We start from the raw sequence: 24865 nt of genomic DNA, 5'->3' as shown, positions 1-24865 counted from the left end.
GGAGATACTGACATGAGCTCTCGTACTCTTACCCTGATAGGCATTTCTCTGGTCATGGGCCTTGGTGCTGCATGGATGGCCGACTCCTGGCTGAGCGCCCGGCTCAATGCCAGCCCGGATGACCACCTTCGAAGCGTGGTAGTCGCCACGGTCGAGATTCCATTCGGGCAGATGGTCGAGGCCCAACAGGTCACGACCCTGCGCATGCCCATGGACACGATCCCGGACGATGCCTTCGACTCCACCGACAAAGCAGTGGGCAAGATCGCAACGTTCGACATCCTGAAGGGCGACATCATGCGTGGCGCGCGTCTGAGTGAGCATTTGGGCGGCAGTACCCTGGCCTCGCTGATTGCGACAGACAAACGTGCCATATCGGTACGCGTAGACGATGTGGTCGGCGTGGGTGGGTTCCTGTTACCAGGTAACCGGGTCGATGTACTGGCAACCAAACGCACTGATGGCACCGGCAACAACGCCGTGTCCAAGACCATCCTCGAGAACTTGCGGGTGTTGGCAGTGGACCAGACCGCAGGTACCGACAAGACCCAGCCGGTAGTGGTACGTGCAGTGACGCTGGAAATGACGACTGCAGAGGCTGAAACCCTGGTTACCGCACAAACGGAAGGAAAATTGCAACTGACCCTACGCAATCCGCTGAACGATCAGAAGAAAATCGCGACCGTTGCGCCTGCGCCTGCGCCTGCGCCTGCGGCACCGGTCATGGCGATGGCCGCTGCCCCGGCGCCAAAACGCGTGGTGCAGCGCAGCAATGGCGGAGCTATCACCATTATCCGCGGGATCGAAACCAAAGTAGTCAACATTCGCTGACAGAACCCAACAGGCGCCTGGACACCCAGGTTTGGCGGAGCCGATCCGGATCAGTATCGGTAAATGAGGGCTTGATGATGAATCTTCGAATTCAGCAGCCGTTCACTGCGACGCCAAGGCGCCAGGAAGGTTCGGTGAGCGTATTGATGGTGATCGCGTTGGCGGTGATGGCGATGATGGCGGCGTTGGCTCTGGACGGCGGACACATGTTGCTGAACAAGACGCGCCTGCAGAATGCGGTGGACGCCGCCGCCTTGAGTGGTGCCAAAACCCTGAGTCAGGTAGCAGGCGCTGCCAACTTTGCGAGCACGACGCGATCTGCCGCGCTCAATACGCTGCTGCAAAATGCCAATGCCACCGGCAACAACGAATTGTCCACGGCTGTCGCCGGTAACCCAGGTGCATTTGCGGTAGTGGAACTGTCCGACAGGGTCTATGGCCCGTTCTCCTTTCCCGGGCCGGCGGAGGCCAAATACGTTCGGGTATCGGTACCGAACTATAGTCTTACGGGGTTTTTCTGGAGCTTCGTCCAGACATTTGGCACCGGCGGCTTGGGGAACAAAAGAGTGGCGGCGATCGCCACCGCTGGACCCAGCCCTACCAGCCCGTGTGATCTTGCCCCGTTGATGGTCTGTGGCGACGCGACCCAATACGACCCGGACGCTGGCATGTTCTGGGGCTTCCAATTTGGTGATTTGCAAGTATTGAAGTCGGCTGCCGGCAATTCGTCCGCCATTGGGCCAGGCAACTTTCAGTTGCTCGATTTTGGTTCGGGCGGCAGTTCGGTCAGGAATGATATGGCCGGAGGCGGCTCGGTCTGCCGCAACGTGGGGGAAAATGTCCAGACCAAACCCGGCAACACGGTGGGCCCTGCGTCTCAAGGCTTGAATACGCGCTTCGGCATCTATCAGGGGCAGGTCAATTCCTCGGCCTATCCGCCGGACCTGGTGACGACATCCAGCAACCCCGCGATCACTTATGACGACTCAGTCACCCCGCCACAATCGAAGTACCAAGGGCAACCCGTCACATCGAGTGGTGGCGATCTTACCGCGGGCGGCAACGCGATATTTGACTACAACGACTGGCGGGCGAGCGTTGCTGCCTGTGTGGCAGGTTCTGGCAGTGGCTGTGAAAGCAACGGGGTGTTCGAGCGCCGGATGATGAAAATCGTTGTGGGTGACTGCACCGGTAAACAGGGCGGTTCAACCACGGTCCCGGTCCTGGGGTTCGGCTGCTATTACGTGGTCCAGCCTATGAGTAACGGCGGCACGGAGGCGCAGATCTTCGGACAGTTTGTGAAGGAGTGCGAAGGCGACAACGTGCCCAGTCCTACACCGGTGAACGATTCCGGCCCGAATATCATTCAGCTCTACAAAACCTATCTCAACGGCAGCGGCACTCCGAGCACCGACTCGTAGGAGGGAACGTCATGAGACTTAACACGTTTAAACAGCTGCAGCGCCAGCAAGGCCTGGCCCTGGTGGAATTCACCCTCGTGCTGCCATTGTTGCTCCTGCTGTTGCTGGCTTTCGGCGAATTCGGCCGCATGCTCTATCAGTACAACGTCCTGCTGCAGGCCAGTCGTGATGCGGACCGTTTTGTTGCCAGCCAGGCCTGGAATTCGACGCTCGGTGAGGTCTCTCTGAGTAATGCCCTGCAGGACCAGACGAAAAATGTCGCGGTCTATGGTGTGCCCAGTAATACCGGCAGCCCTGTGGTGTCAGGGTTGACGACCGGTATGGTGGAGGTCGCCGCCGTGGGCTTCGACCATGTGCGGGTCACCATCACCTACACGTTCTGCCCGGTGATTGGCAGTGGTAATTGCACCGGAGCGATTCCGGGTTTCTTCGGTAATCCGATTGCGCTGAGCATTCCGCTGGTCGCCACCACTGTCATGAGGGCACTGTGATGAATCGTAAACGCATGCGCGGCACCTATGTCGTGGAGTTCGCCATCATTGGCATGCTGGTATTCACGCTGTTGTTCGCTGTGTTGGAAATGGGCCGCCTGTATTTCACGATCAATGCATTGGATGAAGCAGCCCGTCGCGGTGCACGCCTGGCGGCAGTGTGCAATATCAGCGATCCGGTGATCCTGCGGCGGGCGATTTTCAATGCCGCGGGGGATGCCGGTACGAGCCAGCTGATCACTGATCTGACCACCAGCAACCTGGTACTGACTTATCTGGATGCAAACGGCGCTCTGGTGGCCAACCCTGGTGACACGAGTGGGGTCACTGGATTCCGTGCCATCCGCTACGTCCAGTTGAGCCTGCAAAACTTCGTTTTCAACCTGTTTATTCCCGGGTTCGGCGTGCCCATTACCCTGCCTACATTCAGGGCAACCTTGCCACGCGAAAGCCTCGGGCGTCATTCCGATTCCGGGGAGATCACACCATGCTGAATACCAAGGAAACGCCAGTCTCCAGCTCGACTGGCAAAGCCGGGCTCCGGTTGCTGATCAGCAGCCGTGATGCCACCTCTTTGCGCGATCTGCAGAGTGTCTGCCAGCGCATGCCCGGCCTTGAGGTGAGCACTCGCCTGGTGAGCAACGGGCATGTCGACCCGCTCTACGGTCTGGACCGGATGCCCGATCTGTTGCTGTTGCGCGTCAGCCACCTGTGGCGCGAGGAGCTGGCAGCGCTGTTGCTGCACCCGGCCCATGAGCGTCCACCGATGTTGGTCTGCGGTCTGCTGAGCGAACAGGAAGGCATGCGTATGGCGATGCAGGCCGGTGCCCGTGACGTGCTGCCCGAGCCCATCGCCGAGACGGAATTGGTTGCCGCCTTGAATCGGCTGGTCATGGAGGTTCGGACCGGCAGTGGGGCAGAAGGGAAATTGATTGCCGTGATGAGCGCCAAGGGCGGCTCCGGCGGAACCCTGGTGGCCTGCAACCTGGCTCAGCAGCTCAGCGCCAGGGGTGGCAGCACCCTGTTGCTGGACATGGACCTGCAATTTGGCAGCGTCACGCATTATCTGGATGTGGCGCAGACGCACAGCCATCTGGAGGTGTTGCATCAGATCGACGGCATGGACAGCGTCGCGCTACGCGGTTTTTGCAGTCACTTCAGCCCCACTTTGCATGTGCTGGGTGGTCGGGCCGGTGAGCTGTGTCTGCCGCAAGATGCCCAACCCGAGCAACTTGACACCCTGTTGAAGTTGGCTCGCGCCAGCTATGACTGGGTGGTGATTGACCTGCCGCGGCAAATCGACCACCTCACCGGCTCCGTGCTGGAACAGGTAGATCGGGTGTACGTGGTGGTGCAACAGAGCGTCAGCCATCTGCGCGATGCCAGCTCCCTGGTGCGGATTCTTCGCGATGACCTGGGCGTGCGCGGGGATCAATTGCAAATAGTGGTCAACCGCTTTGACAAGGCGGGAGCGATCAGCCTCAAAGATATCGGCGAGGCGCTGCGCTGCACCAATCTGTCGAAATTACCCAACGACTTCAACCTGGTCAGCCAGAGTCAGAACACTGGCGTGCCGTTGGGGCTGCATGCGCCGAGGGCAGCGATCACTGCCGCACTGCGCGACATGACCGAGGACCTGGTCGGTCAACAGGTAGCCGGGAACAAAGGCTTACTCAAACGCGCCTTCAACCGTTTTTTCGGGGGATGACCCATGATCAGCGACTTTCGTAACCGCTTGCGCAAACAGTCCGGTAAACCCGCCTCTTCGTCGGCGACTCAGCTGGGCGACGACCTGCTGGACCCGGCAGAGGAAATAATGGCGTGGGAACGTGCGGCGCCGGACGTTCTTTACGAAACCAGAAGCCAGGTCACCCCAGTGGAAGCCGAGTGGCGGGAAAAGATCTACCAGCAGTTGCTCAAGGTCATGGACCTGTCCTTGCTGGACTCCCTTGAGCAGGCCGAGGCTACGCGGCAGATTCGTGATATTTGCCAGCGCTTGCTCGATGAACATTCGGCGCCGGTGAGTTCCGTCAGCCGCCAGTTGATTATCAAGCAGATCACCGACGAGGTGCTGGGCCTGGGTCCATTGGAGCCGTTGCTGGCCGATCACAGCGTGTCCGACATTCTGGTCAACGGCTTTGCCTCGGTCTATGTCGAACGTTTTGGCAAACTGCAACGGACCGATGTGCGCTTTCGCGATGATCAGCATTTGCTGAACATCATCGACCGCATTGTGTCCAGCCTCGGCCGGCGTATCGACGAGTCCTCACCGTTGGTGGACGCCCGACTCAAGGACGGTTCGCGGGTTAACGCGATCATCCCGCCGCTGGCAATCGACGGCCCGAGCATGTCGATTCGCCGCTTTGCGGTGGACCTGCTCAACACCGACAGCCTGATCTCGGTGGGGACGTTAACCCCGGCCATTGCCCTGCTGCTCAAGGCGATTGTCCGTGGACGCTTGAACGTGCTGATTTCCGGCGGTACCGGCAGCGGCAAGACCACCATGCTCAATGTGCTGTCCAGTTTCATTCCGCAAAACGAGCGGATCGTCACCATCGAAGACTCGGCCGAACTGCAACTGCAGCAGCCCCATGTGGTGCGCCTGGAAACCCGACCTTCCAACATTGAAGGGCGTGGCGAGGTGAGCCAGCGGGAATTGGTGCGCAACAGCCTGCGGATGCGCCCGGATCGCATTGTGATCGGCGAAGTGCGCGGGGCCGAGGCGTTGGACATGCTGACGGCGATGAACACCGGCCACGACGGCTCGCTGACCACCATCCACGCCAACACTGCACGTGATGCGTTGGGGCGAATCGAGAACATGGTGTCGATGACCGGGGCGACCTTCCCGATCAAAGCCATGCGTCAGCAGATCGCTTCGGCCATTGATGTGGTGATCCAGCTGGAACGTCAGGAGGATGGCAAGCGCCGCCTGGTCAGTGTGCAAGAGATCAACGGCATGGAAGGCGAGATCATCACCATGACCGAAATATTCTCCTTTGCGCGTCAAGGCATGGGCGAAAACGGCGAGGTGCTAGGTGATTATCGCCCCAGCGGCATGATCCCGGCCTTCCGCGATGTGCTGGCCAAACGCGGTATCGAATTGCCGCTTACGATGTTCAGGCCTGAGTGGATGGAGGCACGGTAGTCATGAACAATATTCCTGGCGAATTCATTCTGATGTTCCTCGGCATGGTGTTTATCGCCGTGTTCCTCCTGTCCCAAGGCGTGGTGGTGCCGGTGTTCGGCGAGGCCGGCAAGATGCGCAAGCGCATCCGCGGTCGTCTGCATGTGCTTGAGAAAGCCAACAATTTGCCCAACATGCAGACGGTGTTGCGGCAGAAATACCTGACGCGCTTGTCGCCACTGGAGGCCATGCTCGAGCAATTGCCCTTCATGGCGAACCTGACACAGGTGATCGAGCAGGCCGGACACGAATATCGGGCCTATCGGGTGTTATTGCTTGGGTTGTTCCTGGGCGCCTGCGCGGGCGTCTCGATCTGGATGATCTCGTCAATCTGGTGGATGGCGCTGCTGGCGGGTTTCGGGGTGTTCTGGTTACCCCTGCTGAAAGTTTTTCGTGACCGTGGCAAACGTTTCGCTGAGTTTGAGGAAGGTCTGCCGGATGCGCTGGATGCCATGTGCCGTGCCCTACGCGCCGGGCACCCTTTCAACGAAACCTTGCGCCTGGTTGCCGAAGAGCATAAGGGAGCGGTTGCTCATGAGTTCGGCCTGACCTTCGCCGATATCAACTATGGCAACGATGTGCGCCGGGCCATGCTCGGCCTGCTCGAGCGTATGCCGAGCATGACGGTGATGATGCTGGTGACCTCGATCCTCATCCATCGCGAGACCGGCGGCAATCTGACTGAGGTGCTGGAGCGTCTGAGCCGTCTGATCCGCGGACGCTTTCGCTTCCAGCGCAAGGTCAAGACCCTGTCGGCCGAAGGGCGGATGTCGGCCTGGATACTGGTGGCCATTCCCTTCGTGCTGGCGGCAGTGATCGTGTTCACCAGTCCTACCTACTTGCCGGTGCTGCTCAATGATCCGGTCGGTCATAAGCTGATCTTCGCCGCTTTTGGTGGCATGTTGATCGGGATTTTCTGGATTCGCAAAATCATCCGGATTCAGGTTTAAGCGTTATTCGCCATGTGGAGGTACCGGTCATGGATTTTTTACTCGGGTTGTTCAGTCGAGTAACAGGCAATGAGGAGATGGCACGCCTGTTGTTTATCGGTGCGATGAGTCTGAGTGCAGTGCTCGCCATCATCACCGTGATGCTGCTGCTGTTGGGGCTGCAGGATCCTGTGCGGCGTCGCCTGGCGTTGATCAAGCGCGGTCATTCGGGGAGTTCAGTCGGGCAGGATGCACCGGGAAATCTGCAGTTATTGCTGGAGCGGGTCGGTCAACGCTTTGCATCGACTGAGGCGGGTCAGACGTCCGCTACACAAACCCTGTTGATGCACGCCGGTTACCGCTCATCGTCGGCAACCCAGATGTATTGGGCGGTGCGCTTGTTGTTGCCACTGATATTGGTTGGCCTTGCGCTGTTGGCGTTGCCGCTGATTCCCAGGCTTTCTCTGATTACGGGGTTGTCGCTGGTGTTAGCGGCTGCTGCTGTCGGTTGGTTGCTACCCGCGTTGTATATCGGAAAACGCAAGCAGGCGAGGCAGGGCAGACTGCGTGCCGCCTTTCCGGATGCTCTGGACCTGATGGTGGTTTGCGTGGAATCGGGCCTGGCCTTGCCCCTGACGATCGAACGGGTGGCTGAAGAGATGTCGGTCAGTCAGGTTGAACTGGCTGAAGAACTGGCCCTGGTCAATGCGCAAATCCGCGCGGGCATTTCCAGTACCGAGGCGCTCAAGCAACTGGCCGTGCGTACTGGTCTGGAGGACGTACAAGGGTTGGTCAGCCTGTTGGCGCAGAGTATTCGCTTTGGTACCAGCGTGGCCGATACCTTGCGCATCTATGCCGATGAGTTCCGTGACCGGCGTACGCAGGCCGCCGAAGAGATGGGGGCGAAAATCGGCACCAAGATGATATTCCCTCTGATTTTCTGTTTGTGGCCGAGCTTCTTTCTGGTAGCCATTGGCCCCGCCATGATCGGGGTGTTCAAGGCATTCGGGAAGTAATGAGGTCCTTGCTGTCGAATAGGATGGCCTTGCCAACCGAGCTTTTACACATCCCCTGCAGGAGCTGACGCAGGCTGCGATCTTTTGATTTTTCTGGCAGGCAATTCGTTGCCCAGGCCTCTGAATCAAAAGATCGCAGCCTGCGTTTATCTGTTAATCACGACCTGGCGCTGATTGCCGCGATACGCTCGGTGACAGGCTGGTCAAGGCGCAAGCGATAGGTACCAGACACCCCTTTCAGGAACACCGACGCGGTCAAGCGTAGGAGCTGGCGAAGCCTGTGATCTTTTGATTTTGATGGCCGAGTGATCGCGGAAGAGCAAAAGATCGCAGCTCGCGGCAGCTCTTACAGGGTAATTCGGCCTGGCTTGGATAATTTGTAGATGCCATGCTTTCCTGCACACGACATCTAGCCCGGCTTTGCAGCCAGGCCACTCTGGACTAAGCCAGAGGCTGATCACCCATTGACGTATTTCAGTTGCTGATGGTCATTTTTCCCGCTGCATCCTGGTCAAAAAACTCCGGAATCGGGTAGTTGAAGCTGTTCAGCCAACGCTGCATGGCCAGGTCACGTTCGGTGGCCGAAGCGGTTTGCAGTTTTGGCGAAGCAACGATGCCGCGAATCTGTAGCTGCATCCACTGCTCGGTGCCTTTTTGCTCCTTCGAAGAGGGACCCGGTTCAATAGCCCAGGCACTGGTGGACAGGCAAGCCATGCACACAATCAACAGCCTCTTGGTATTCATCTCGACTCCTCGTACGTTTTACTTGGTCGCACTGGATGAGGCAGCGGCTACCTCAGTTCTGCGATTCCCCTCGGATGCCACTGCTTTTTTAGCAGAAGCCTTGAGTTTTTCCGCGCGGCTCTGAGCCTCTGCGACTTGCTGAGGACTCAAGCTGGCGCGGGTCACGAGTTCGGAAGCTGCCTTCCAGTTATCCTGATAGATCAGCAGCGTCACCATATTCAGTGCCGCCAGTGAATTGGACTGTTTGAGCTCCATGGCAGTCATGAACTCAAAGCGTGCTTCAGGGATCCGTCGTTGATTGAGGTAGACCACCCCCAGGTCATTGCGCATCCTGTCGTCGGTGGGGGCCATCTTCACCGCGCGCTCAAGGTGAGTGGTAGCGTTGGCGTAATCATTTTTGGCCGCGGCCAACTGGCCCAAGCCATGTTCCCCGTCAGCGGCCATACAGGTGCCGAGCAAGCTTTGATACAACGGCCCCGCCTCGTTACGCCCCATCAAGCGCAGCACCCGAGCCTTGCGCAGGCGAACCTGAACCAGGTTGTCGGGCAAACCTTCAAGATTCGCCAGGCTGGCATACAAACGGCCCTCATTGACCATGTTATCGGCCAAGCTCAGGGCCAGCTCTTGATCCGAAGCGGGCTTGGCACACTCAGCCGGTCGCGACGACAAGCCATTGCTGGCACAACCTGTGAGCATGATTGTCGCCGCTATTGCAATGACTGCTTTCATCGAGTGTCCTCTGGCTACAACACGTTGAACGCCTGGCCAATGGCAATAAAGCTGGCTTGGCAAGCGTTCAAGATCACCGTTACGAGTGAGGTCGAGGCAAGTCTGATTCAGGCTCATTGCGAGAGCCCGGAGCGACTGTCGAAATCGCCATTTTCGAGGAAGAACATACGGTAGAAGTTCGGGTCGTAATTGCGCAGCTGCTCGCCAGGCAATGACGGTAGTTGTGCATTGGCAGCCAGTGGCTGGACCAGATGCGGGGTAACGATCATCAGCAGTTCACGCTCTTCACGGTTGACGCTGTTGTCGCGGAAGAACGCGCCCAGAATCGGGATATCGCCCAGCCCCGGAAACTTGTTCACCTGGGAACTGTTGCGGGTGCTGATCAGGCCGCTGATGACGAAGCTTTCGCCGTCGGCCAGGGAGATGCTGGTGTCGGTACGTCGAATGGTCAGCGCCGGAACGATGGTGCCGGCGATGCTTACGGCGTTGGTGAAGTCCAGTTCACTGACTTCCGGCGCCACCTTCAGCGCGATACGGTTTTTCCCGATGATGGTCGGCGTCAGGGTCAGGCGAATACCGAATTCCTTGTACTCGATGGACACGTTATCGCTGCCGGAACTGGGCACTGGAATCGGTACTTCACCACCGGCCAGGAAGCTCGCACTCTGCCCGCTGAGCGCGACCAGGCTTGGTCGTGCCAGGGTGTAGGCGAAACCGCTGCCTTCCAGCGCGTTGATCGACACTAGAGTATCGCTGGACGCAAAAGCGAAGTTGAACATGCCGTTGTTCACCGGCACCGACGGAGTGACAATGCCGCCGACGGTGGGCAAGGTTCTCGGTGAGCCGAACAGGAAGTTGCCTTGGCGGCCAAAAATCGAGGCATTGGCTTCCTTGAGTTTGGTCCGGCTTACTTCAACGAAGCGGATGTCGGTTTGCACCTGGATCGGCAACAGCGGGTCTTCGGAAGGCACTGTCGAGACACTGGTGAGCGCCGCGGTGGCCTTGCCCTTGACGAATACCATGCTTTGGCGCGGCGTTGTCGAACAGGCGGTCCAGACCATCAGGCTGGTGGTCCCCGGCGCCATACCGGTGAGCAAGAAGGCGTTGGGGTTGTTGCCGCTGGGTTGCACGTCGGCGATTTTCGGATCGCCGACTGCCAGCTGTGTCACCGGGACGGGGACGCGCAGTTCATTCTGGAGCCCCTGACCGACCTCAAACGTTGTCGGCATATTATCCAGTTGTGAACAATTGGCCGGCGCGGCCTGAGCCGCATTCACGCTGAGGCCCGTCCAGAACAGGCCATGGATAATTCGCTTGAAAGCGGGCACGGTACGATAGCTCATTAAGTGCATCCTCGCTGAATAGGCCATCTTTGAGGCTAACTAGGTTGCCTCGGATCACTACAAGGGGCCTTGGTCGGCCCTCTACCCCGCCAGACCCCTGACTAATGGCCCCGGCAATATTCCGTGGTGCTACATGCAAGCAACTGCAATACGCTGTTCTGACGGAACAACGAGCGACCTTCGCTATAACGGTTTTTAGTGATCCAGATACCTGAGCTGTCGAGCCGAGCGATAGGCTCAGACTCGAAAGCAACTGCAGCTAAAGACGGCACTTTGCGCCGACCTGACTCCCCTAAAAAGCAACCGGCAATCAAAGCAAAGAGCCGGAAAATGCTTGCCAGGATCATAGTGAGGTAACTCCTTTTGCCATTCCGCTATCTGATCGCTGAACCTAACGTGGCATTTCGAACCGTTATGTCTTCTTCTTGTTTGAAAGGTAGTTCAACCAAGGCAAAGCGCCATGCTTTGAACGAAAACTTTCGATACATATGCCGGTTTTTTTCTGACAGCCACGGTCAGGCCACGCAATCATTGGTATTGCGCCGGATGCTGATGGAATAAGGGGTGCTTTACGGTCCCGCGAGTTTTTCTTTGGGGTTTGCGCTGCATATTTCACAAAAACGCCACTCATTGAGTGGCGTTCTCAGGCGTGCCGGTTTGTACATTCTCGAATGCAGACCAATAGTAACAACGGCATCTGGCGGGATATGACAAGGAAGCTGAATACGACTGATTGTGTAGCTCTACACCTGCGAAGTGCAGGTTGGAGTATTGGCCGCAAGGTACTGGATCACCTCTTCAAGCGTGTCGATGTCAGGAACATTGTTCACTAACGCTTGCGAACTGCACCATGGGTAGTCCAGTTGCGATACCCACTCCATGATGCAGTGCAGATCAGTCGCCGGCAGGGTTTTCATGTGTTCAATGGTGATAGTGAGCCTCTCGACAAGTCTCGACTCGGGGCTGAACTGCCACTCATACAGACCGCAACCGACTCGGGCTTCACCGGAGCTCTTGTCGGACATGCCGACCAGCCATTTGCACTGGAATGTTTTGGCCTGCGGTTCAGGTGGGAGTCCCAGGCAAAAGGTATAGACGTTTTCGAAGGTCTGGCCGAATCGCCTGACCAGCACATCGCCAATAGGTCCAATGCCTTCAACGTGGGGTGGAAACGAGATAGACCCGGTGTGCACAACCATGTCCAGGATCGCGTCTGGCGCAAAGGCCTGGGGTAACAAATGTGGGCGGTTACCGTCCTTGGCGTTTATGTACTGTCGAATCGATTGTTGAGCAGTGTTCATTGTTTGTCCGTGGCATCCATATCAGGTTGAAAACAGTCCAATCCAAGGCTCACGTTACTATTTCACGCGAGCCCGCACTCATTTACAAAGCACTATTCAAAACATCCGTTACCAGCATGCAGCCGGGGGCGTGGGTGATGCACAGTGGCGGACGCGAAGTTTGCACCACCGATTGCGGGGTCACACCGCAGGCCCAAAATACCGGGATTTCATCGGCTTCGACTGGCACGGCATCGCCGTAGTCCGGGCTGCTGAGTGAATCGATGCCGATCAGCGCCGGATCACCGATGTGCACAGGTGCGCCGTGGACGTTGGGCATGCGTGCGGTGATCTGGATCGCCTGGATCGCCGCGGCGGCCTTCATCGGGCGCATGCTCACCACCAGCTTGCCGCTCAGGCGCGCGGTAGGGCGGGTGTCTATGTTCGTTCGGTACATGGCGACATTGCGCCCCAGATCGATGTGTCTGAGGGCGATGCCGGCATCCAGCAGCGGTTGTTCGAAGGAGAACGAGCAACCGATGGCGAAGGCCACCAGATCGTCCTGCCACAAATGCTCGATATCCGACGGCTCTTCTCTCAGTTCGCCATGGCGATAGACCCTGTATCGGGACACCTCGTGGCGGATATCGATGGCTGTGCCGAGATTGCGAAAATACGGATCACCCGGTTCGGTAACGTCGAGCACCGGGCAAGCCTGCCGATTGAGCGTGCAATAGCGGAGAAACTCGTTAGCCCAATCAGTGGGCAGAATCACGATATTGGCTTGCACCCGACCTTGGGCCAAGCCGCTGGTGTGGCCCTGATATTGTCCGGCAGCGATGCATTGGCGCAGGGCCAGTGGAACGCTGTGCCTTAGTTGTTCGAAAGACAGGGTGGGTTGGCTCATCACGGCATCTCTTCAGGTTCGATGACCCTTTTTAGAAAACCATGACGATGACGTCCAACCAGGAATGTTGTTACCCCGGGACAACAAAAAGTTATTCAAGAGTCCGTCGGCTGTTGAGACCGGGTGCCGGAACCATTCGAAGCGGGCCGACATCCGCAGCGTATTGGGAGACCACCTGGCGGCTCATGTCGACGATGCTTTCGATCAACTCCAGGCCGACGCCGGCGCGCCATGAAGCCACGACATCCAGTTGCGGCAAGCGGGTGCCCGGTTCCAGCTGAATCAGCTCGCCGCTGGCCAAGGGCTTGGCCACCAGCGCGGCCGGCAAGGCACCAATACCGAAGCCGTCACGGATCAGCCGGGTCATGGCCGACACCGAGTTGACGCAACTGACGCGTGGCGTGCTGATGCCGTGGGCGTGTAGCAGGTTGAGTACATCCTGATGCGGCCGGGAGTTTTTGACGAAGGTGATGATGCGCTCACTGGCCATTTCGGCCAGTGAGGCATAGGGGCGGGCATAGATTGAGTTACTGGCGGCGATCCAGTGCATGGGGTAGTGCGCCAGTTCGAGGTTGCGCACACTTTCGTGGCGGATCAGGTCCGTCTGGAACACGATGTCCAGATAGCCCTTTTGCAACTGATCGCACAGATTACGTGCGGCGTCGGCCGTGATCTCGATTTCCACGGCGGGGAAGGTCTGCATCAAGGTCGACATCAACGGGCTGAGCCAGGTATGGATCACCGTATCCATCACACCGATGCGCACCAGGCCCTGTTGCGGGTTGGTGTTATCCAGCGAGTGTTTCAACGCTCGCTGAACCTCGAGCATCTGCTCGGCGTAGTCGAGCACCTTGAGACCTTCCAGCGTTAGCGACACACCGCGCGAATCGCGCACGAACAAACGCAGGCCCAACTCTTCTTCCAGCGAGGCAATCCGGCTGGAGATAGCCGCCTGAGTGCTGAACATTTTCTCGGCGGTAAGGCTGAAGCTTTGCAGGCGTGCGACCCAGACGAAGGTTTCGAGAAATTTGAGGTTCATGGCGGTTCTCGTGGTGGGGCGTTCACTGTTTTTCCACAGAGAACCGTGGTGGGGGTGCAGTAATTGTTACTCCAGAGTTCGTCGCCGGGGGTATCAAATTTTCTTATGCATAACCTCGTTTTTTTCCCGTTTGACGCCGTTTGGCCTTGGCGCGAAGAATCCGCTCCACGACGCAGCCACTGCGTCTGCCCCCCACGACAACGCCTTCACAAAAAAATAATGAGGCGTGTCCGTCATCTTCGCTTGCTGCCGCAGGAACTCCCATGGAAAAGACCATGACTGACCACGTGCTTTCAGGTTCGGGCCGCACCGGCCCGTTCAGTTGGTACGGCCCCCTGTCGAAAAATGAAAAGCGTACCTTCTGGAGTTGCAAGATCGGCTATGCCCTGGATGGCATGGACACACAGATGCTGAGTTTCGTCATTCCGACCCTGATCGCAACCTGGGGTATCTCCAAGGGCGATGCCGGGATGATTGGCACTTGTACGCTGCTGGCCTCGGCGGCGGGCGGCTGGATCGCCGGAATACTGTCCGACCGCATCGGCCGGGTGCTCACCCTGCAACTGACGGTGCTGTGGTTCGCCTTCTTCACCTTCCTCTGCGGACTGGCACAGAACTACGAGCAATTGCTGGTGGCCCGGACTTTGATGGGCTTTGGTTTCGGCGGTGAATGGACTGCGGGTGCGGTGCTGATTGGCGAGGTGATTCGCTCTCAGGATCGCGGCAAGGCAGTGGGCATGGTGCAGGCCGGATGGGCGCTAGGGTGGGGGCTTACGGCATTGCTCTATGCCGGATTATTCAGCTTTCTGCCGCCGGAAGAGGCCTGGCGGGCGCTATTCATGATCGGGTTGGTGCCAGCGCTATTCGTATTGGTGATCCGCCGACTGGTCAAGGAGTCGGACACCTTCGAACAGGCCTGCATTGAGCGCAAGGCCAAGCCTGAAAAGGATTCGCGTTGGGCCTTCTTTGAAATCTTCGCACCTCGGATGCTCAGTACCACCTTGCGCGCTTCGTTGCTGACCACTGGCGCGCTGGGCGGTTATTACGCGATCACCACGTGGTTGCCGACCTACCTGAAAACCGAGCGCGGCCTGAGCGTGCTCGGGACTGGCGGCTATCTGGCGATGGTGATCGTCGGCTCTTACATCGGCTATGTGACCAGCGCGTTGCTGACCGATGCCATCGGCCGAAAGAAGAACTTCATCCTGTTTGCCGTCGGCTCCATGGCGATCGTCCTGGCTTACACCCAACTGCCCATCGACAACACCTGGATGCTCTGGCTGGGCTTTCCGTTGGGTTTCTTCGCTTCGGGCATTTTTGCCGGCATGGGCGCTTTTCTGACCGAGTTGTTTCCGACCCGCATGCGCGGTTCGGGCCAGGGCTTTTGCTATAACGCCGGGCGCTCCATCGCCGCGCTGTTTCCGTTGTTCATCGGTGCGCTGAGCGAAACGTTGCCGATTGGTACGGGGATCGGAATCTTCGCTGCCGGTGCCTATGGCGTGGTGATTCTGGCCGCGTTAAGCCTGCCGGAAACCCGCGGTCGCCAACTCGAATCCTGAACCCCGACACGTCTGGGCAATTGTGCCCAGACGTCGCTGATCCATTGCTAATCGACAAACATCGGTCGCGATCGCAACGCCCCCGAGAGGGCTCGCTCGCGTCCGAAACAGGAGCACGGCATGCACCATTCGCTTTCCACCCAACGGTTGTACCTCCCGGTCGGCACATTGCTCGGTTTGAGCGTGTTTGGCGCAGCGGCCGCTCAGGCGGATTTCATTGCCGACAGTAAAGGCAGCCTGGAAGCACGCAACTTTTACTTCAATCGCGATTTCCGTCAGGACGGCTCGCGAGACAAAGCCGAGGAATGGGCACAGGGTTTTCTGTTGCGGATGGAGTCCGGGTATACCGCCGGCACGCTGGGTTTTGGTCTGGATGCGCTGGGCATGGCCGGTTTTAAACTGGACTCCGGGGGTGGCACAGCGGGCACTAATCTGTTGCCGCCGGATCTGTCGGGCGGCTCACAAGATCGCTATGGCGAGTTGGGCCTGACAGCTAAAGCACGCTGGTCCAAGAGCACCCTGAAGCTGGGGACGTTGCAGATCAAGGATCCGGTGGTGAACTCCAACGACACTCGCCTGTTGCCGTCAACTTTCAAGGGCGGCCTGGTCAACGTGCAGGAAATCGACCGTTTGAAGCTCACCGCCGGTCAACTCACGCAGATCAACTTTGTTGATTCCACTGACTACCAGGACATGACTGCCAATCGCATCGGCGGGCAAAGCGACAAGTTCCAGTTCGCCGGGGCTGACTATCAATTCCTGCCGAACCTGACAGCGCAGTACCGCTACGGCAAGCTGGAAAATATCTATCAGCAGAACTACCTCGGATTGGTCCACCTGTTGGATCTGGGGTCCGGCCAGTCGCTCAAGAGCGACGTGCGCTATGCGCGCAGCATTGAAGATGGCAACTTTCCTGACCTCGACAACCAGGCTCTCGGTGCGATGTTTACCTACAGTCTCGGCGGTCACGCGCTGGGCTTCGGCTACCAGCGCATGAGCGGCGATGATCCGTTTCCGTACATTGGACGCAGCGACCCGTACCTGGTCAACTTCGTGCAGATCAATGACTTTGCCAACGTTGACGAACACTCCTGGCAAACGCGCTATGACTATAACTTCGCCGCATTGGGTGTACCGGGGTTGAGCTTTATGACCCGCTACATCTCGGGGGATAACGTGCAGCGCAGTGCTGCGGGTGAAGGCAAGGAGTGGGAGCGCGACACCGATATCGCTTACGTGGTGCAGGACGGTACGTTGAAAGGCCTGGGCTTGAAATGGCGAAACGCGTCGGTGCGTTCGAACTTTGGCAATGATCTGGATGAGAATCGCTTGATCGTCAGCTATACCCTGGCGCTTTGGTAAATGTCTGGGCTATCAAGCAAGCAATGAATCGACGGCCCGCCAGTCAGACTGGCGGGCCGTTTGTTTTACATCGACAGAATCAACCGGCCAGCGAACAGAATCAGGATCACCCCCATGGTTCGTTCGAACCAGTGCCCCATGCGCATGAACAGCAATCGCACCCGGGCGCTGGAAAAAAACAGCGCCACGATCACGAACCACAAAGCATTCACGAAACACATCCACAACCCGTACAGCGCCTGAATCTGCAACGGTGTAGTGGCGCTGATGATGGTCGTGAAGATTGCCAGAAAGAACAGGGTGGCCTTGGGGTTGGTGGCATTGGTCAGAAACCCCGTGCTGAAGGCCTTGAACAAGGTCTGCCGTTCAGCTGACGCTTCTGCACCCTTGTCGCCTTCAATTGCCGATTTGGGTTTGCTGCGTATCAGGCTCACGCCGAGGTACAAAATGTAGGCGCCCCCCACAACCTTGGCCACCGTCAACAACCAGGGTGTGGTGTGCATCAGCGCACCGACGCCGAGCAAGGTGTAAAGCACATGCACGGAAATGCCCGCGCCGATGCCCAGCGCCGTGCAAATCCCCACTAAGCGGCCGAAACGCACGCTTTGGCGGATGGTTACGGCGAAGTCCGGTCCGGGAGCGACCACGGCCAGAAAGTGGATCGTTGCCAGCGCCAGAAACTCGCCCAGGTAATTCGAAAACATCTCAGCTCCAGAAAGTCAGGGGTGAAGCATTGCCGCGATAGCCGACAAAGAAGGAAAGGCTCAATCGCGGATCGTCCACACCCGGGGTGACCGAATGCATGCAGCGCGAATTGAACATGATGAAATCACCCGACTCAGGGCGAATCTCCAGGGTTGGAGGGCCGAGCAAGGCCGGGTCGATGCCGTAACTGTCGCCACGCATTTCGTCGAACTGGTCCGGGGAAATGTCGTGGTCCCACATCTGCAACGCGCCGCCCTCGGTCGGCATGTTCAGATAAACGTTGCAGGCGAACTGCGCTTCCAGGCTTTTGGCCTGGAAGCTGTCCGGGGCATCCTTGGCGAAGATGTCGTGATGGGCGAGGAAGCACACCCCGGGTTTCACGACCCGGGATAGCCCTACATACATCTTTCGGCCGTAGAGATTTTCCAGATGCGCCCCCGCCGGCCAAGACTCGTCGAGCATGCAGCGCAACGTATCGACAGGAGAGGAGTAGGGCGCGCAACGGCTGCGCAATTCGGCGATATTGCTGGTGGCGCGCTCGAAGTAATCCTCGATCAGCAGCGGCTGGTTTTCCGCTTCATAAAACGCCATGCCAATGCGACCGATGCTCGGCGCGTTGATGTAGCCTTCGAAGCCGGGGGCAAGAATCTTGTCGCCGATCTGGATCGCCAGCGGCCGAGGCAACAAGCCTTTGACGCGGATGGCGAGGACTTCTTCGTTGGCCAGTTTTTGTATGCACGTCTCATCGAGACGCTCGACGTCAAGCATCATGTCTTTAGGTCCATCTATCAGATAGTCAACAGAACCCGCGAACGCAGGTTCCCCCGGCGTCAGGCGATGACGGGGCCGACATCGCCCAAATGCTCAATCCACGCTGTAGTGGACTGACAGCGTTCCCTTTTTCTGTGAAAGGGAAGCGATCGTGACCGTGCCCAAATCCTTCAGGCTCCGTACATGGGTGCCGCCGCAACCGTAGGCGGGCAGTTCACCGAAACCGATTTCCCGGGCGCCTTCGCGCAACGACGTCAGGCGCGGCAGGTCATGGGTGATCCATTGCTTGATGCCGTGTTGAATCGTCTGGGCATCGACCTCCTGCGCGCTATCAGCCGGCTTGAACTGGACACGTCCTTCATCCGGCCAGTGATGAGCCTTGATCGGCATCCAGCCCATCGCCTGGACGAAGTGACCAATCAGGTGACCCGCCGAATGCATGCGCGTGTTGAACCGGCGTCGTTGCTCGTCGACCCGAATCTGGATCATGCCGAGTTTTACCGGGTGGTCGACGAAGTGGATGATCCGGTCCGGATCCTGAACCACGCGCAGCACCTGGCTTTCGCCGATCCAGCCGGTATCCCAGGGTTGCCCGCCGCCTTGGGGATGAAACAGTGTGGCGCGCAGCACTACTGCGAATTCGTTCTCGTAGGGCGTGCAATCCAGGACTTCCACATTGGCCTTGAGGTCATCACTATGGAAAAAGAGGCGAAGCGTCATATTCCATGCCCTTATTAAAGTTTCTATTTTTATTATATGAACCGTGGAATTGCGTGATAATCCGTTCAATCATCAAAGGACTATTGCGCTGTGAGCATAAATCTTCCCCTGCCGCTGCTTGGTGAAATGGCGATTTTCGTCAAGGTTGTCGAGACCGGCAGTTTCTCCGAAGCGGCGCGTCAATTAGGTTCTTCACCCTCGGCGGTGAGTCGCAGCATTTCGCGGCTGGAGAAGGCACTCGCCACGCGGCTGCTGCAACGAACCACGCGCAAGCTGCGCCTGAGTGACGGTGGCGAAGAGGTGTTCAAGCGTTGCCAGGAGATGGTCAGCGCGGCGAAGTCGGTGATGGAAATCAGCGGTCAGTTCACCCATGAAGCGGAAGGGCTGGTGCGCGTCAGCGTGCCCAAGGCCGTCGGGCGATTCGTGATTCATCCACACATGCCGGAATTTCTGCGGCGCTATCCCAAAGTGAATGTGGAGTTATTGCTCGAGGACCGTCAGGTGGATTTGATCGACGACAACGTCGATCTGGCGATCCGAATTACCGACCGCCCGCCAGCGGGGCTGGTGGGACGGCAGTTGCTGACCATCGATCATTTGCTCTGCGCAACCCCGCAATACCTGGCCGAACACGGCACGCCAACTCATCCCCACGACTTACTCAACCACAGCTGCATCTATCTGGGCGAAACCCCGAGCGATGCGCGCTGGAAATTCAAGAAAGGCAGCAAAGCCGTGACCGTCGGCGTGCGCGGACGTTATGCCGCCAATCACACGGGCGTGCGACTGGGCGCGGTATTGCAACACATCGGAATCGGCAGCCTGCCGTACTTCACCGCCCGTTATGCGCTGGAACAAGGGCTGATCGTGCAGGTACTGCCGGACTGGACTTTTCTGGCGTCCTACCACGGAGGCGCCTGGCTGCTGCATTCGCCAACCCGCTATCTACCGCCCAAGTTACGGGTGTTGATCGACTATCTGGTGGAATGCCTGGAGAAGGAGCCAACCTTGAGCAGGCCGGGCAAGCCAAGTGCATTGGGCACGGTTGCGGTGGCGTATGAGTTGCCGGAGAGTGATGGGTTGCTTTGACGGGCCCTTTCGCGAGCAAGCCCGCTCCCACATTGGATCTTCAGTGGACACAGATTCTGTGTACGACAGAAATCCAATGTGGGAGCGGGCTTGCTCGCGAAGACGGCAGCCCAAACACCACATCACTCGGCAAATGCCACAAAAAAGGCCCGCATATTCAACCATGCGGGCCTTTTGCATTACTGACTGTGGGATCAGTGCTTGCTGTCCTGGTTCGACATCGCCAGCAGCTGTTTTTCCTGGTTCCAGTCGAACGGTTCGTCGTTCTGTTCGGCTTCGAAGCGACGCTCTTCAAGGGCCTGGTACAGGTCGATTTCTTCGTCGGACAGGTAGTGCAGGCAGTCGCCGGCGAAGTACCACAGCAGGTCCCGTGGAATCAGGTGGGCGATTTGCGGATAACGGGAAATGACCTGCGTCAGGATGTCCTGGCCCAGGTACTGGCTTTCGATCGGTTCGATCGGCAATGACGCCAGCAGTTCGTCGAAGCGTTCCAGGAACAAGGCATGGCTTTCTTCGGGAACCTGTTCGGCCTCACCTACGGCGACCAGGATGCTGCGCAGGTGGTCGAGCAAGACGAGATGATCGGCAACGACGTTGGACACGAGATAAGTCCTCAAGAGCAAAACGGGCGCGAGAGTATAAAGCTCCTGCGCCCCTTTTTCACATGGTAAAGAGCCCCCATGATAGCGAGAAGACACACGGTCTGCTGGATCAGCGAACCTTGCCTTTGGCCAATACCAGCTCCTTGGGGTCGAAATCATCGACATCGATCACCTTGCGTCGCGCCACTTCTGCCTCGCGCAAAGTCTGGGCTTCAACCGGTTGCAAGACGCCGGCCTCCAGGGCGGTATCGATGACAGATTCTCCGAGAGTGGGTTTGACCTGGCGACTTTTCAGCGCCGTATTGAGTTTTTTCTGTAGCGGTTTGGCGGCGTTCAGCAAATCGCAGGCGTGCTGCAGAGCGCCGACCGAGTCTTCTGGTGATTGCGGGCGATAGCAGCCCCCCAGTAACTCCTCAAGCGTTGGATCGCCCTTGGGACGGCCGATGACGGCTGCGACGTTGGCCGCCAGTCTGTCCGACGGGCCTCTGTGGTGACGACCGAACGGAAACACCATCACCCGCAGCAGGCATCCAAGCACCTTGTTCGGGAAGTTGGTCAGCAGTTCGTCCAGCGCACGTTCGGACTGGCCGAGGCTCTCTTCCATGGCCCAGGCGAACAGCGGGTGCATATGCTCGGGCGAATCGAGATCGTGATAACGCTTGAGTGCGCCGGAGGCCAGATACAGATGGCTGAGTACATCACCCAGACGTGCGGACAGCCGTTCGCGGCGTTTGAGTTCACCGCCCAGCAGCATCATGCTCAGGTCTGCCACCAGGGCAAAGGCCGCGGCCTGACGGTTGAGGGCGCGGAAATAGCCTTGGCTGAGCCTGTCCCCGGGCATGTGTTCGAAATGCCCGAGGCCGAGGTTCAGCACCAGGGTGCTGGCGGCGTTGCACACGGCAAAACCAATGTGGTCGAGCAGCAGTGCATCGAATTCGACCAGTGCCTGTTGTTTGTCTTCGCGATGGGCGAGGGCCATCTCCTTGAGTACGAACGGATGGCAGCGAATAGCACCCTGGCCGAAGATCATCAAACTGCGTGTCAGGATGTTCGCACCTTCGACCGTGACGGCAATAGGTGCACCTTGCCAGTTACGCCCCAGGTAGTTGTTCGGACCCATGATGATGGCCCTGCCGCCGTGAACATCCATGGCGTGGCTGATGCATTCGCGGCCGCGTTCGGAGAGGTGGTATTTGATAATGGCCGAGGGTACCGACGGCTTTTCGCCGAGGTCGACCGCGTTGGCGGTGAGCATCCGTGCGCTGTCCATCAGCCAGGTGCTGCCGGCGATCCGCGCCAGTGCTTCCTGAATCCCTTCGAAGGCTGACAGCGGTGCGTTGAATTGTTCGCGAACCTGCGCGTATTGGCCTGTCACCAGACTGGTGAACTTACCCGCAGCGGTACCGATGGCAGGCAGCGAAATGGAACGCCCGACTGACAGGCAGTTCATCAGCATCATCCAGCCTTCACCGAGCATCTCCTGACCGCCGATGATGAATTCCAGCGGTACGAACACATCCTTGCCGGAATTCGGGCCGTTCATGAACGAGGCGCCCAGCGGCAGGTGACGGCGACCGATTTCTACACCGGGGGTCTGGCTCGGAATCAAGGCGAGGCTGATGCCCAGGTCGACTTTGTCGCCCAGTAGATGATCCGGGTCATAGGCCTTGAAGGCCAGGCCGATCAAGGTCGCCACCGGGCCGAGGGTGATGTAGCGCTTTTCCCAGTTCAGACGCAAGCCGAGGGTTTCTTTGCCTTCCCATTCACCTTTGCAGATCACCCCGGTATCGGTCATCCCGCCGACGTTGGAGCCCGCCATCGGGCCTGTCAGGGCAAAGCAGGGGATATCGTCGCCACGGGCCAGCCGTGGCAGGTAATGATTGCGCTGTTCGTCAGTGCCGTAATGCAGCAGCAGTTCCGCCGGGCCGAGGGAATTGGGCACCATGACGGTCGACGCCAGGTCGCCGCTGCGGGTGGCCAGTTTCATCGCCACTTGAGAGTGGGCATAGGCCGAGAAGCCTTTGCCTCCGTACTCTTTGGGAATGATCAGGGCAAAAAAGCCATGTTGTTTGATGTGATCCCAAGCCTTGGGCGGCAGATCCAGCAACTGGCCGATCTGCCAATCGCTGACCATCGCGCAGAGCTCTTCGGTCGGGCCATCGATGAAGGCTTGTTCCTCTTCGCTCAGTTGTGCTTTTGGATAGGCCAGCAGCTTGTTCCAGTCCGGGCGGCCGTTGAACAGCTCGCCGTCCCACCAGACCGTGCCAGCTTCAATGGCTTCACGTTCGGTTTGCGACATCGGCGGCAGGTTTTTTTGAAACCAGCTGAACATCGGCGCCGTGAAGAGTTTTCGGCGCAGATCCGGCAGCAACAGGAAAGCGCCCACGGCTGCGAGCATCACCCAGAAAATCAGCATCAGCCAGACGGGGGCATGGCTGAAGATGCCCATCGCCAGCAAATAGACAGCGATGATGCCCAAGGCGGGCAGTGGCGCAGTGCGGCGATGGGCCAGATAGGCAATCCCGACCACCAGAACCAGTATCCACAACAGCAGCATATTCAATTCTCCATGAAGCCAAGGGCAAAACCACTTTCAGAGCTTAGACGGCATCCATAAAAGTGGAGGTCAGAGCGATAGGTCTGAGTTTGTAGGAATCAACGGCTGAAACTTGTCAGTTATTTCGAGGGCAGACGGTTGAGCGCTGTTATCGACAGGGCAGCAAACGCTGATATTTGGCCGAAACGTCGTTATCTCTGTGCTGAAGGTGTCGCTAGACTCGTGGCTTCCCCCAGGAGATTGTTCCTATGCACGCATGTCTGAGCCCCGGCCGCTTCATCGATAGTGACCACCCCTCGGTGGTGGAGTTCGCCGAAAAACATCGTGGCGCCGGGCGCGATCCGCTTGAACAGGCGATCAATCTCTATTACGCAGTGCGCGAGGCCGTGCGCTACAACCCGTACACCTTCAGCCGCGATCCAGAGACCTTGCGCGGCAGCTATGCGCTGGCGGCAGGGGAGAGTTATTGCGTGCCCAAAGCCACGTTGCTGGCCGGTGCAGCCCGGCATTGCGGGATCCCGGCGCGTATCGGTCTGGCGGATGTGCGTAATCATTTGTCGACGCCGCGTCTGCTCGAATTGCTCAAGAGCGATGTGTTCGCCATGCATGGCTACACCGAGTTATATCTGAACGATCGTTGGGTCAAAGCCACGCCGGCTTTTAATCAACAACTCTGCAAACTGTTCAATGTCGCGCCGCTGGAGTTCGACGGGATCAACGACAGCGTGTTCCACCCCTTCAACCGTGACGGCGAGCAACTGATGGAGTACCTGATCGATCACGGCCAGTTCACCGATGTGCCGGAAGCATTCTTTTTCGAACACCTGGAAAAGTGCTATCCGCATCTGTTCGACGAGCAACTGCCGGTGCTGCTGGGTGACATGCAGAGCGATTTGAGTCGCGCCTGATCCGGCGTATGCTGCCTGCGCATTCATCCAAAAAGGGGCGGTCATGCTGAAGATCTGGGGTCGGAAAAATTCGTCGAATGTCAGGAAGCCGTTGTGGGCGGCCGAAGAACTGGACCTGGCCTATGAAGCCATCGATGCCGGAGGCGCCTTTGGCGTGGTCGACACGCCTGAGTACCGCGCGATGAATCCCAACGGCCGTGTGCCGGTGATCGAAGACGACGGTTTTGTGCTGTGGGAATCCAACACCATCGTCCGTTATCTGATGGCCCGTCATGCCAGTGATACGGCCTGGTATCCGACAGATCTGCAGGCCCGTGCTTCGGCGGAAAAGTGGATGGACTGGACCACCTCAAGTTTTGCCGCCCCGTTTCGCACGGTGTTCTGGGGCGTGTTGCGCACTCCGGAAGACCAGCAGGACTGGCCGGCCATCAAGGCCGCGATCAAAGAGTGCGACGGTCTGCTGTCGATGGCCGATCAAGCGCTGGCGGCCAAACCGTACCTGTCCGGCGATGAGATCGGCATGGGCGACATCCCATTGGGCTGCTTCATTTATGCCTGGTTCGAGATGCCGATCGAGCGTGCGCCGCAGCCTCATTTGCAGGCCTGGTACGAGCGCCTGAAACAACGTCCGGCGTATCGCAAAGCCGTCATGACCGCGTTGACTTAATACTCACT

At 58.3% G+C, this 24865-nt stretch carries 25 protein-coding genes; 13 read left to right on the top strand and 12 right to left on the bottom strand.

Features of this window, described 5'->3' with window-relative positions:
- The first annotated feature begins 12 nt into the window (after positions 1 to 12).
- The 8 genes from cpaB to KVG95_RS00870 all read left to right on the top strand — a co-directional run bounded on the left by cpaB (position 13) and on the right by KVG95_RS00870 (position 7875).
- A complete protein-coding gene (cpaB, locus tag KVG95_RS00905) occupies positions 13 to 831 on the top strand; it encodes a Flp pilus assembly protein CpaB (protein WP_217854194.1) in 819 nt (272 codons plus the stop codon).
- A gap of 74 nt (positions 832 to 905) precedes the next feature.
- The gene (locus KVG95_RS00900; protein ID WP_217854193.1) at positions 906 to 2252 is read left to right on the top strand and encodes a Tad domain-containing protein; all 1347 of its coding nucleotides are present in this window, start codon (positions 906 to 908) and stop codon (positions 2250 to 2252) included.
- Positions 2253 to 2263: 11 nt separating this feature from the next.
- The gene (locus KVG95_RS00895; RefSeq protein WP_217854192.1) at positions 2264 to 2743 is read left to right on the top strand and encodes a TadE/TadG family type IV pilus assembly protein; all 480 of its coding nucleotides are present in this window, start codon (positions 2264 to 2266) and stop codon (positions 2741 to 2743) included.
- Positions 2743 to 3237, top strand: coding sequence for a TadE/TadG family type IV pilus assembly protein (locus KVG95_RS00890; protein ID WP_217854191.1), 495 nt, complete (start codon positions 2743 to 2745; stop codon positions 3235 to 3237). The genes KVG95_RS00895 and KVG95_RS00890 overlap by 1 nt, the downstream gene beginning before the upstream one ends.
- On the top strand, positions 3231 to 4451 hold the full coding sequence (locus KVG95_RS00885) for an AAA family ATPase (protein WP_217854190.1): 1221 nt from the start codon (positions 3231 to 3233) through the stop codon (positions 4449 to 4451). The genes KVG95_RS00890 and KVG95_RS00885 overlap by 7 nt, the downstream gene beginning before the upstream one ends.
- A gap of 3 nt (positions 4452 to 4454) precedes the next feature.
- A complete protein-coding gene (locus tag KVG95_RS00880) occupies positions 4455 to 5891 on the top strand; it encodes a TadA family conjugal transfer-associated ATPase (protein WP_217854189.1) in 1437 nt (478 codons plus the stop codon).
- 2 nt (positions 5892 to 5893) lie between these two features.
- Positions 5894 to 6880, top strand: coding sequence for a type II secretion system F family protein (locus tag KVG95_RS00875; protein WP_217854188.1), 987 nt, complete (start codon positions 5894 to 5896; stop codon positions 6878 to 6880).
- Between the two features lie 29 nt (positions 6881 to 6909).
- Positions 6910 to 7875 (top strand): type II secretion system F family protein, encoded by a 966-nt coding sequence (locus KVG95_RS00870; RefSeq protein ID WP_217854187.1) that lies wholly within the window; start codon positions 6910 to 6912, stop codon positions 7873 to 7875.
- 474 nt (positions 7876 to 8349) lie between these two features.
- Here the strand turns inward: KVG95_RS00870 and KVG95_RS00865 are convergent, their stop codons facing one another.
- From KVG95_RS00865 to KVG95_RS00835, 7 genes are all read right to left on the bottom strand, one after another.
- Positions 8350 to 8619 (bottom strand): DUF3613 domain-containing protein, encoded by a 270-nt coding sequence (locus KVG95_RS00865; protein ID WP_123494614.1) that lies wholly within the window; start codon positions 8617 to 8619, stop codon positions 8350 to 8352.
- A gap of 18 nt (positions 8620 to 8637) precedes the next feature.
- Positions 8638 to 9348: a tetratricopeptide repeat protein gene (locus tag KVG95_RS00860; protein WP_052964879.1), complete on the bottom strand. Its 711-nt coding sequence runs from the start codon at positions 9346 to 9348 to the stop codon at positions 8638 to 8640.
- A gap of 113 nt (positions 9349 to 9461) precedes the next feature.
- Complete coding sequence (locus KVG95_RS00855; RefSeq protein ID WP_038982062.1) at positions 9462 to 10691, bottom strand: type II and III secretion system protein family protein; 1230 nt, start codon at positions 10689 to 10691, stop codon at positions 9462 to 9464.
- A 101-nt stretch (positions 10692 to 10792) separates the two neighbouring features.
- Positions 10793 to 11038 (bottom strand): hypothetical protein, encoded by a 246-nt coding sequence (locus KVG95_RS00850; protein WP_217854186.1) that lies wholly within the window; start codon positions 11036 to 11038, stop codon positions 10793 to 10795.
- A 396-nt stretch (positions 11039 to 11434) separates the two neighbouring features.
- Positions 11435 to 11992 (bottom strand): hypothetical protein, encoded by a 558-nt coding sequence (locus KVG95_RS00845; RefSeq protein WP_217854185.1) that lies wholly within the window; start codon positions 11990 to 11992, stop codon positions 11435 to 11437.
- An 82-nt stretch (positions 11993 to 12074) separates the two neighbouring features.
- Positions 12075 to 12878 (bottom strand): putative hydro-lyase, encoded by an 804-nt coding sequence (locus KVG95_RS00840; RefSeq protein ID WP_217854184.1) that lies wholly within the window; start codon positions 12876 to 12878, stop codon positions 12075 to 12077.
- Positions 12879 to 12969: 91 nt separating this feature from the next.
- Positions 12970 to 13917, bottom strand: coding sequence for a LysR family transcriptional regulator (locus KVG95_RS00835; protein WP_192343974.1), 948 nt, complete (start codon positions 13915 to 13917; stop codon positions 12970 to 12972).
- A 275-nt stretch (positions 13918 to 14192) separates the two neighbouring features.
- On the opposite strand from KVG95_RS00835, the gene KVG95_RS00830 reads away from it, so the two are divergent.
- Both KVG95_RS00830 and KVG95_RS00825 read left to right on the top strand, forming a co-directional pair.
- On the top strand, positions 14193 to 15476 hold the full coding sequence (locus KVG95_RS00830) for an MFS transporter (RefSeq protein WP_038983634.1): 1284 nt from the start codon (positions 14193 to 14195) through the stop codon (positions 15474 to 15476).
- 120 nt (positions 15477 to 15596) lie between these two features.
- Positions 15597 to 16838, top strand: coding sequence for an OprD family porin (locus KVG95_RS00825; RefSeq protein WP_217854183.1), 1242 nt, complete (start codon positions 15597 to 15599; stop codon positions 16836 to 16838).
- 65 nt (positions 16839 to 16903) lie between these two features.
- Here the strand turns inward: KVG95_RS00825 and KVG95_RS00820 are convergent, their stop codons facing one another.
- The 3 genes from KVG95_RS00820 to KVG95_RS00810 form a co-directional block, all read right to left on the bottom strand.
- On the bottom strand, positions 16904 to 17542 hold the full coding sequence (locus tag KVG95_RS00820; protein ID WP_052964877.1) for a LysE family translocator: 639 nt from the start codon (positions 17540 to 17542) through the stop codon (positions 16904 to 16906).
- Between the two features lies 1 nt (position 17543).
- Entirely contained in the window at positions 17544 to 18314 is a 771-nt protein-coding gene (locus KVG95_RS00815) for a 2OG-Fe(II) oxygenase (protein ID WP_052964876.1), read from the bottom strand.
- A gap of 93 nt (positions 18315 to 18407) precedes the next feature.
- A complete protein-coding gene (locus tag KVG95_RS00810; RefSeq protein WP_217854182.1) occupies positions 18408 to 19034 on the bottom strand; it encodes an alanyl-tRNA editing protein in 627 nt (208 codons plus the stop codon).
- A 90-nt stretch (positions 19035 to 19124) separates the two neighbouring features.
- Here KVG95_RS00810 and KVG95_RS00805 point away from each other — a divergent pair, with 90 nt between their 5' ends.
- The gene (locus KVG95_RS00805) at positions 19125 to 20123 is read left to right on the top strand and encodes a LysR substrate-binding domain-containing protein (RefSeq protein ID WP_201060630.1); all 999 of its coding nucleotides are present in this window, start codon (positions 19125 to 19127) and stop codon (positions 20121 to 20123) included.
- A 194-nt stretch (positions 20124 to 20317) separates the two neighbouring features.
- On the opposite strand, the gene KVG95_RS00800 is transcribed toward KVG95_RS00805, so the two are convergent.
- A complete protein-coding gene (locus tag KVG95_RS00800; RefSeq protein ID WP_008012462.1) occupies positions 20318 to 20725 on the bottom strand; it encodes a PA2817 family protein in 408 nt (135 codons plus the stop codon).
- A gap of 109 nt (positions 20726 to 20834) precedes the next feature.
- Positions 20835 to 23282 carry an acyl-CoA dehydrogenase gene (locus KVG95_RS00795; protein ID WP_217854181.1) on the bottom strand — a complete coding sequence of 816 codons (2448 nt, stop codon included), beginning with the start codon at positions 23280 to 23282 and terminating at the stop codon, positions 20835 to 20837.
- 248 nt (positions 23283 to 23530) lie between these two features.
- Between KVG95_RS00795 and KVG95_RS00790 the strand changes: the two genes are divergently transcribed.
- Complete coding sequence (locus KVG95_RS00790) at positions 23531 to 24190, top strand: transglutaminase-like domain-containing protein (RefSeq protein ID WP_217854180.1); 660 nt, start codon at positions 23531 to 23533, stop codon at positions 24188 to 24190.
- 43 nt (positions 24191 to 24233) lie between these two features.
- Complete coding sequence (locus KVG95_RS00785; protein WP_217854179.1) at positions 24234 to 24857, top strand: glutathione S-transferase family protein; 624 nt, start codon at positions 24234 to 24236, stop codon at positions 24855 to 24857.
- The last annotated feature ends 8 nt before the right edge of the window (positions 24858 to 24865 follow it).

Origin of the sequence: Pseudomonas farris, assembly GCF_019145235.1 — a bacterium.
In the GTDB taxonomy this organism is placed as follows: Bacteria; Pseudomonadota; Gammaproteobacteria; order Pseudomonadales; family Pseudomonadaceae; genus Aquipseudomonas; species Aquipseudomonas farris.
Note: the sequence above shows the minus strand (reverse complement) of the source record. Positions and strands in the feature narration are given on the sequence as shown.

What these genes read in the sequence shown, in the direction of transcription:
- KVG95_RS00820 (WP_052964877.1), bottom strand. Translation starts at nt 17,542, where the DNA reads ATGTTTTCGAATTACCTGGGCGAGTTTCTGGCGCTGGCAACGATCCAC.
- KVG95_RS00825 (WP_217854183.1), top strand. Translation starts at nt 15,597, where the DNA reads ATGCACCATTCGCTTTCCACCCAACGGTTGTACCTCCCGGTCGGCACA.
- KVG95_RS00885 (WP_217854190.1), top strand. Translation starts at nt 3,231, where the DNA reads ATGCTGAATACCAAGGAAACGCCAGTCTCCAGCTCGACTGGCAAAGCC.
- KVG95_RS00880 (WP_217854189.1), top strand. Translation starts at nt 4,455, where the DNA reads ATGATCAGCGACTTTCGTAACCGCTTGCGCAAACAGTCCGGTAAACCC.
- KVG95_RS00835 (WP_192343974.1), bottom strand. Translation starts at nt 13,917, where the DNA reads ATGAACCTCAAATTTCTCGAAACCTTCGTCTGGGTCGCACGCCTGCAA.
- KVG95_RS00860 (WP_052964879.1), bottom strand. Translation starts at nt 9,348, where the DNA reads ATGAAAGCAGTCATTGCAATAGCGGCGACAATCATGCTCACAGGTTGT.
- KVG95_RS00875 (WP_217854188.1), top strand. Translation starts at nt 5,894, where the DNA reads ATGAACAATATTCCTGGCGAATTCATTCTGATGTTCCTCGGCATGGTG.
- KVG95_RS00865 (WP_123494614.1), bottom strand. Translation starts at nt 8,619, where the DNA reads ATGAATACCAAGAGGCTGTTGATTGTGTGCATGGCTTGCCTGTCCACC.
- KVG95_RS00815 (WP_052964876.1), bottom strand. Translation starts at nt 18,314, where the DNA reads ATGATGCTTGACGTCGAGCGTCTCGATGAGACGTGCATACAAAAACTG.
- KVG95_RS00890 (WP_217854191.1), top strand. Translation starts at nt 2,743, where the DNA reads ATGAATCGTAAACGCATGCGCGGCACCTATGTCGTGGAGTTCGCCATC.
- KVG95_RS00855 (WP_038982062.1), bottom strand. Translation starts at nt 10,691, where the DNA reads ATGAGCTATCGTACCGTGCCCGCTTTCAAGCGAATTATCCATGGCCTG.
- KVG95_RS00785 (WP_217854179.1), top strand. Translation starts at nt 24,234, where the DNA reads ATGCTGAAGATCTGGGGTCGGAAAAATTCGTCGAATGTCAGGAAGCCG.
- KVG95_RS00840 (WP_217854184.1), bottom strand. Translation starts at nt 12,878, where the DNA reads ATGAGCCAACCCACCCTGTCTTTCGAACAACTAAGGCACAGCGTTCCA.
- cpaB (WP_217854194.1), top strand. Translation starts at nt 13, where the DNA reads ATGAGCTCTCGTACTCTTACCCTGATAGGCATTTCTCTGGTCATGGGC.
- KVG95_RS00830 (WP_038983634.1), top strand. Translation starts at nt 14,193, where the DNA reads ATGACTGACCACGTGCTTTCAGGTTCGGGCCGCACCGGCCCGTTCAGT.
- KVG95_RS00810 (WP_217854182.1), bottom strand. Translation starts at nt 19,034, where the DNA reads ATGACGCTTCGCCTCTTTTTCCATAGTGATGACCTCAAGGCCAATGTG.
- KVG95_RS00895 (WP_217854192.1), top strand. Translation starts at nt 2,264, where the DNA reads ATGAGACTTAACACGTTTAAACAGCTGCAGCGCCAGCAAGGCCTGGCC.
- KVG95_RS00850 (WP_217854186.1), bottom strand. Translation starts at nt 11,038, where the DNA reads ATGATCCTGGCAAGCATTTTCCGGCTCTTTGCTTTGATTGCCGGTTGC.
- KVG95_RS00790 (WP_217854180.1), top strand. Translation starts at nt 23,531, where the DNA reads ATGCACGCATGTCTGAGCCCCGGCCGCTTCATCGATAGTGACCACCCC.
- KVG95_RS00870 (WP_217854187.1), top strand. Translation starts at nt 6,910, where the DNA reads ATGGATTTTTTACTCGGGTTGTTCAGTCGAGTAACAGGCAATGAGGAG.
- KVG95_RS00900 (WP_217854193.1), top strand. Translation starts at nt 906, where the DNA reads ATGATGAATCTTCGAATTCAGCAGCCGTTCACTGCGACGCCAAGGCGC.
- KVG95_RS00795 (WP_217854181.1), bottom strand. Translation starts at nt 23,282, where the DNA reads ATGCTGCTGTTGTGGATACTGGTTCTGGTGGTCGGGATTGCCTATCTG.
- KVG95_RS00845 (WP_217854185.1), bottom strand. Translation starts at nt 11,992, where the DNA reads ATGAACACTGCTCAACAATCGATTCGACAGTACATAAACGCCAAGGAC.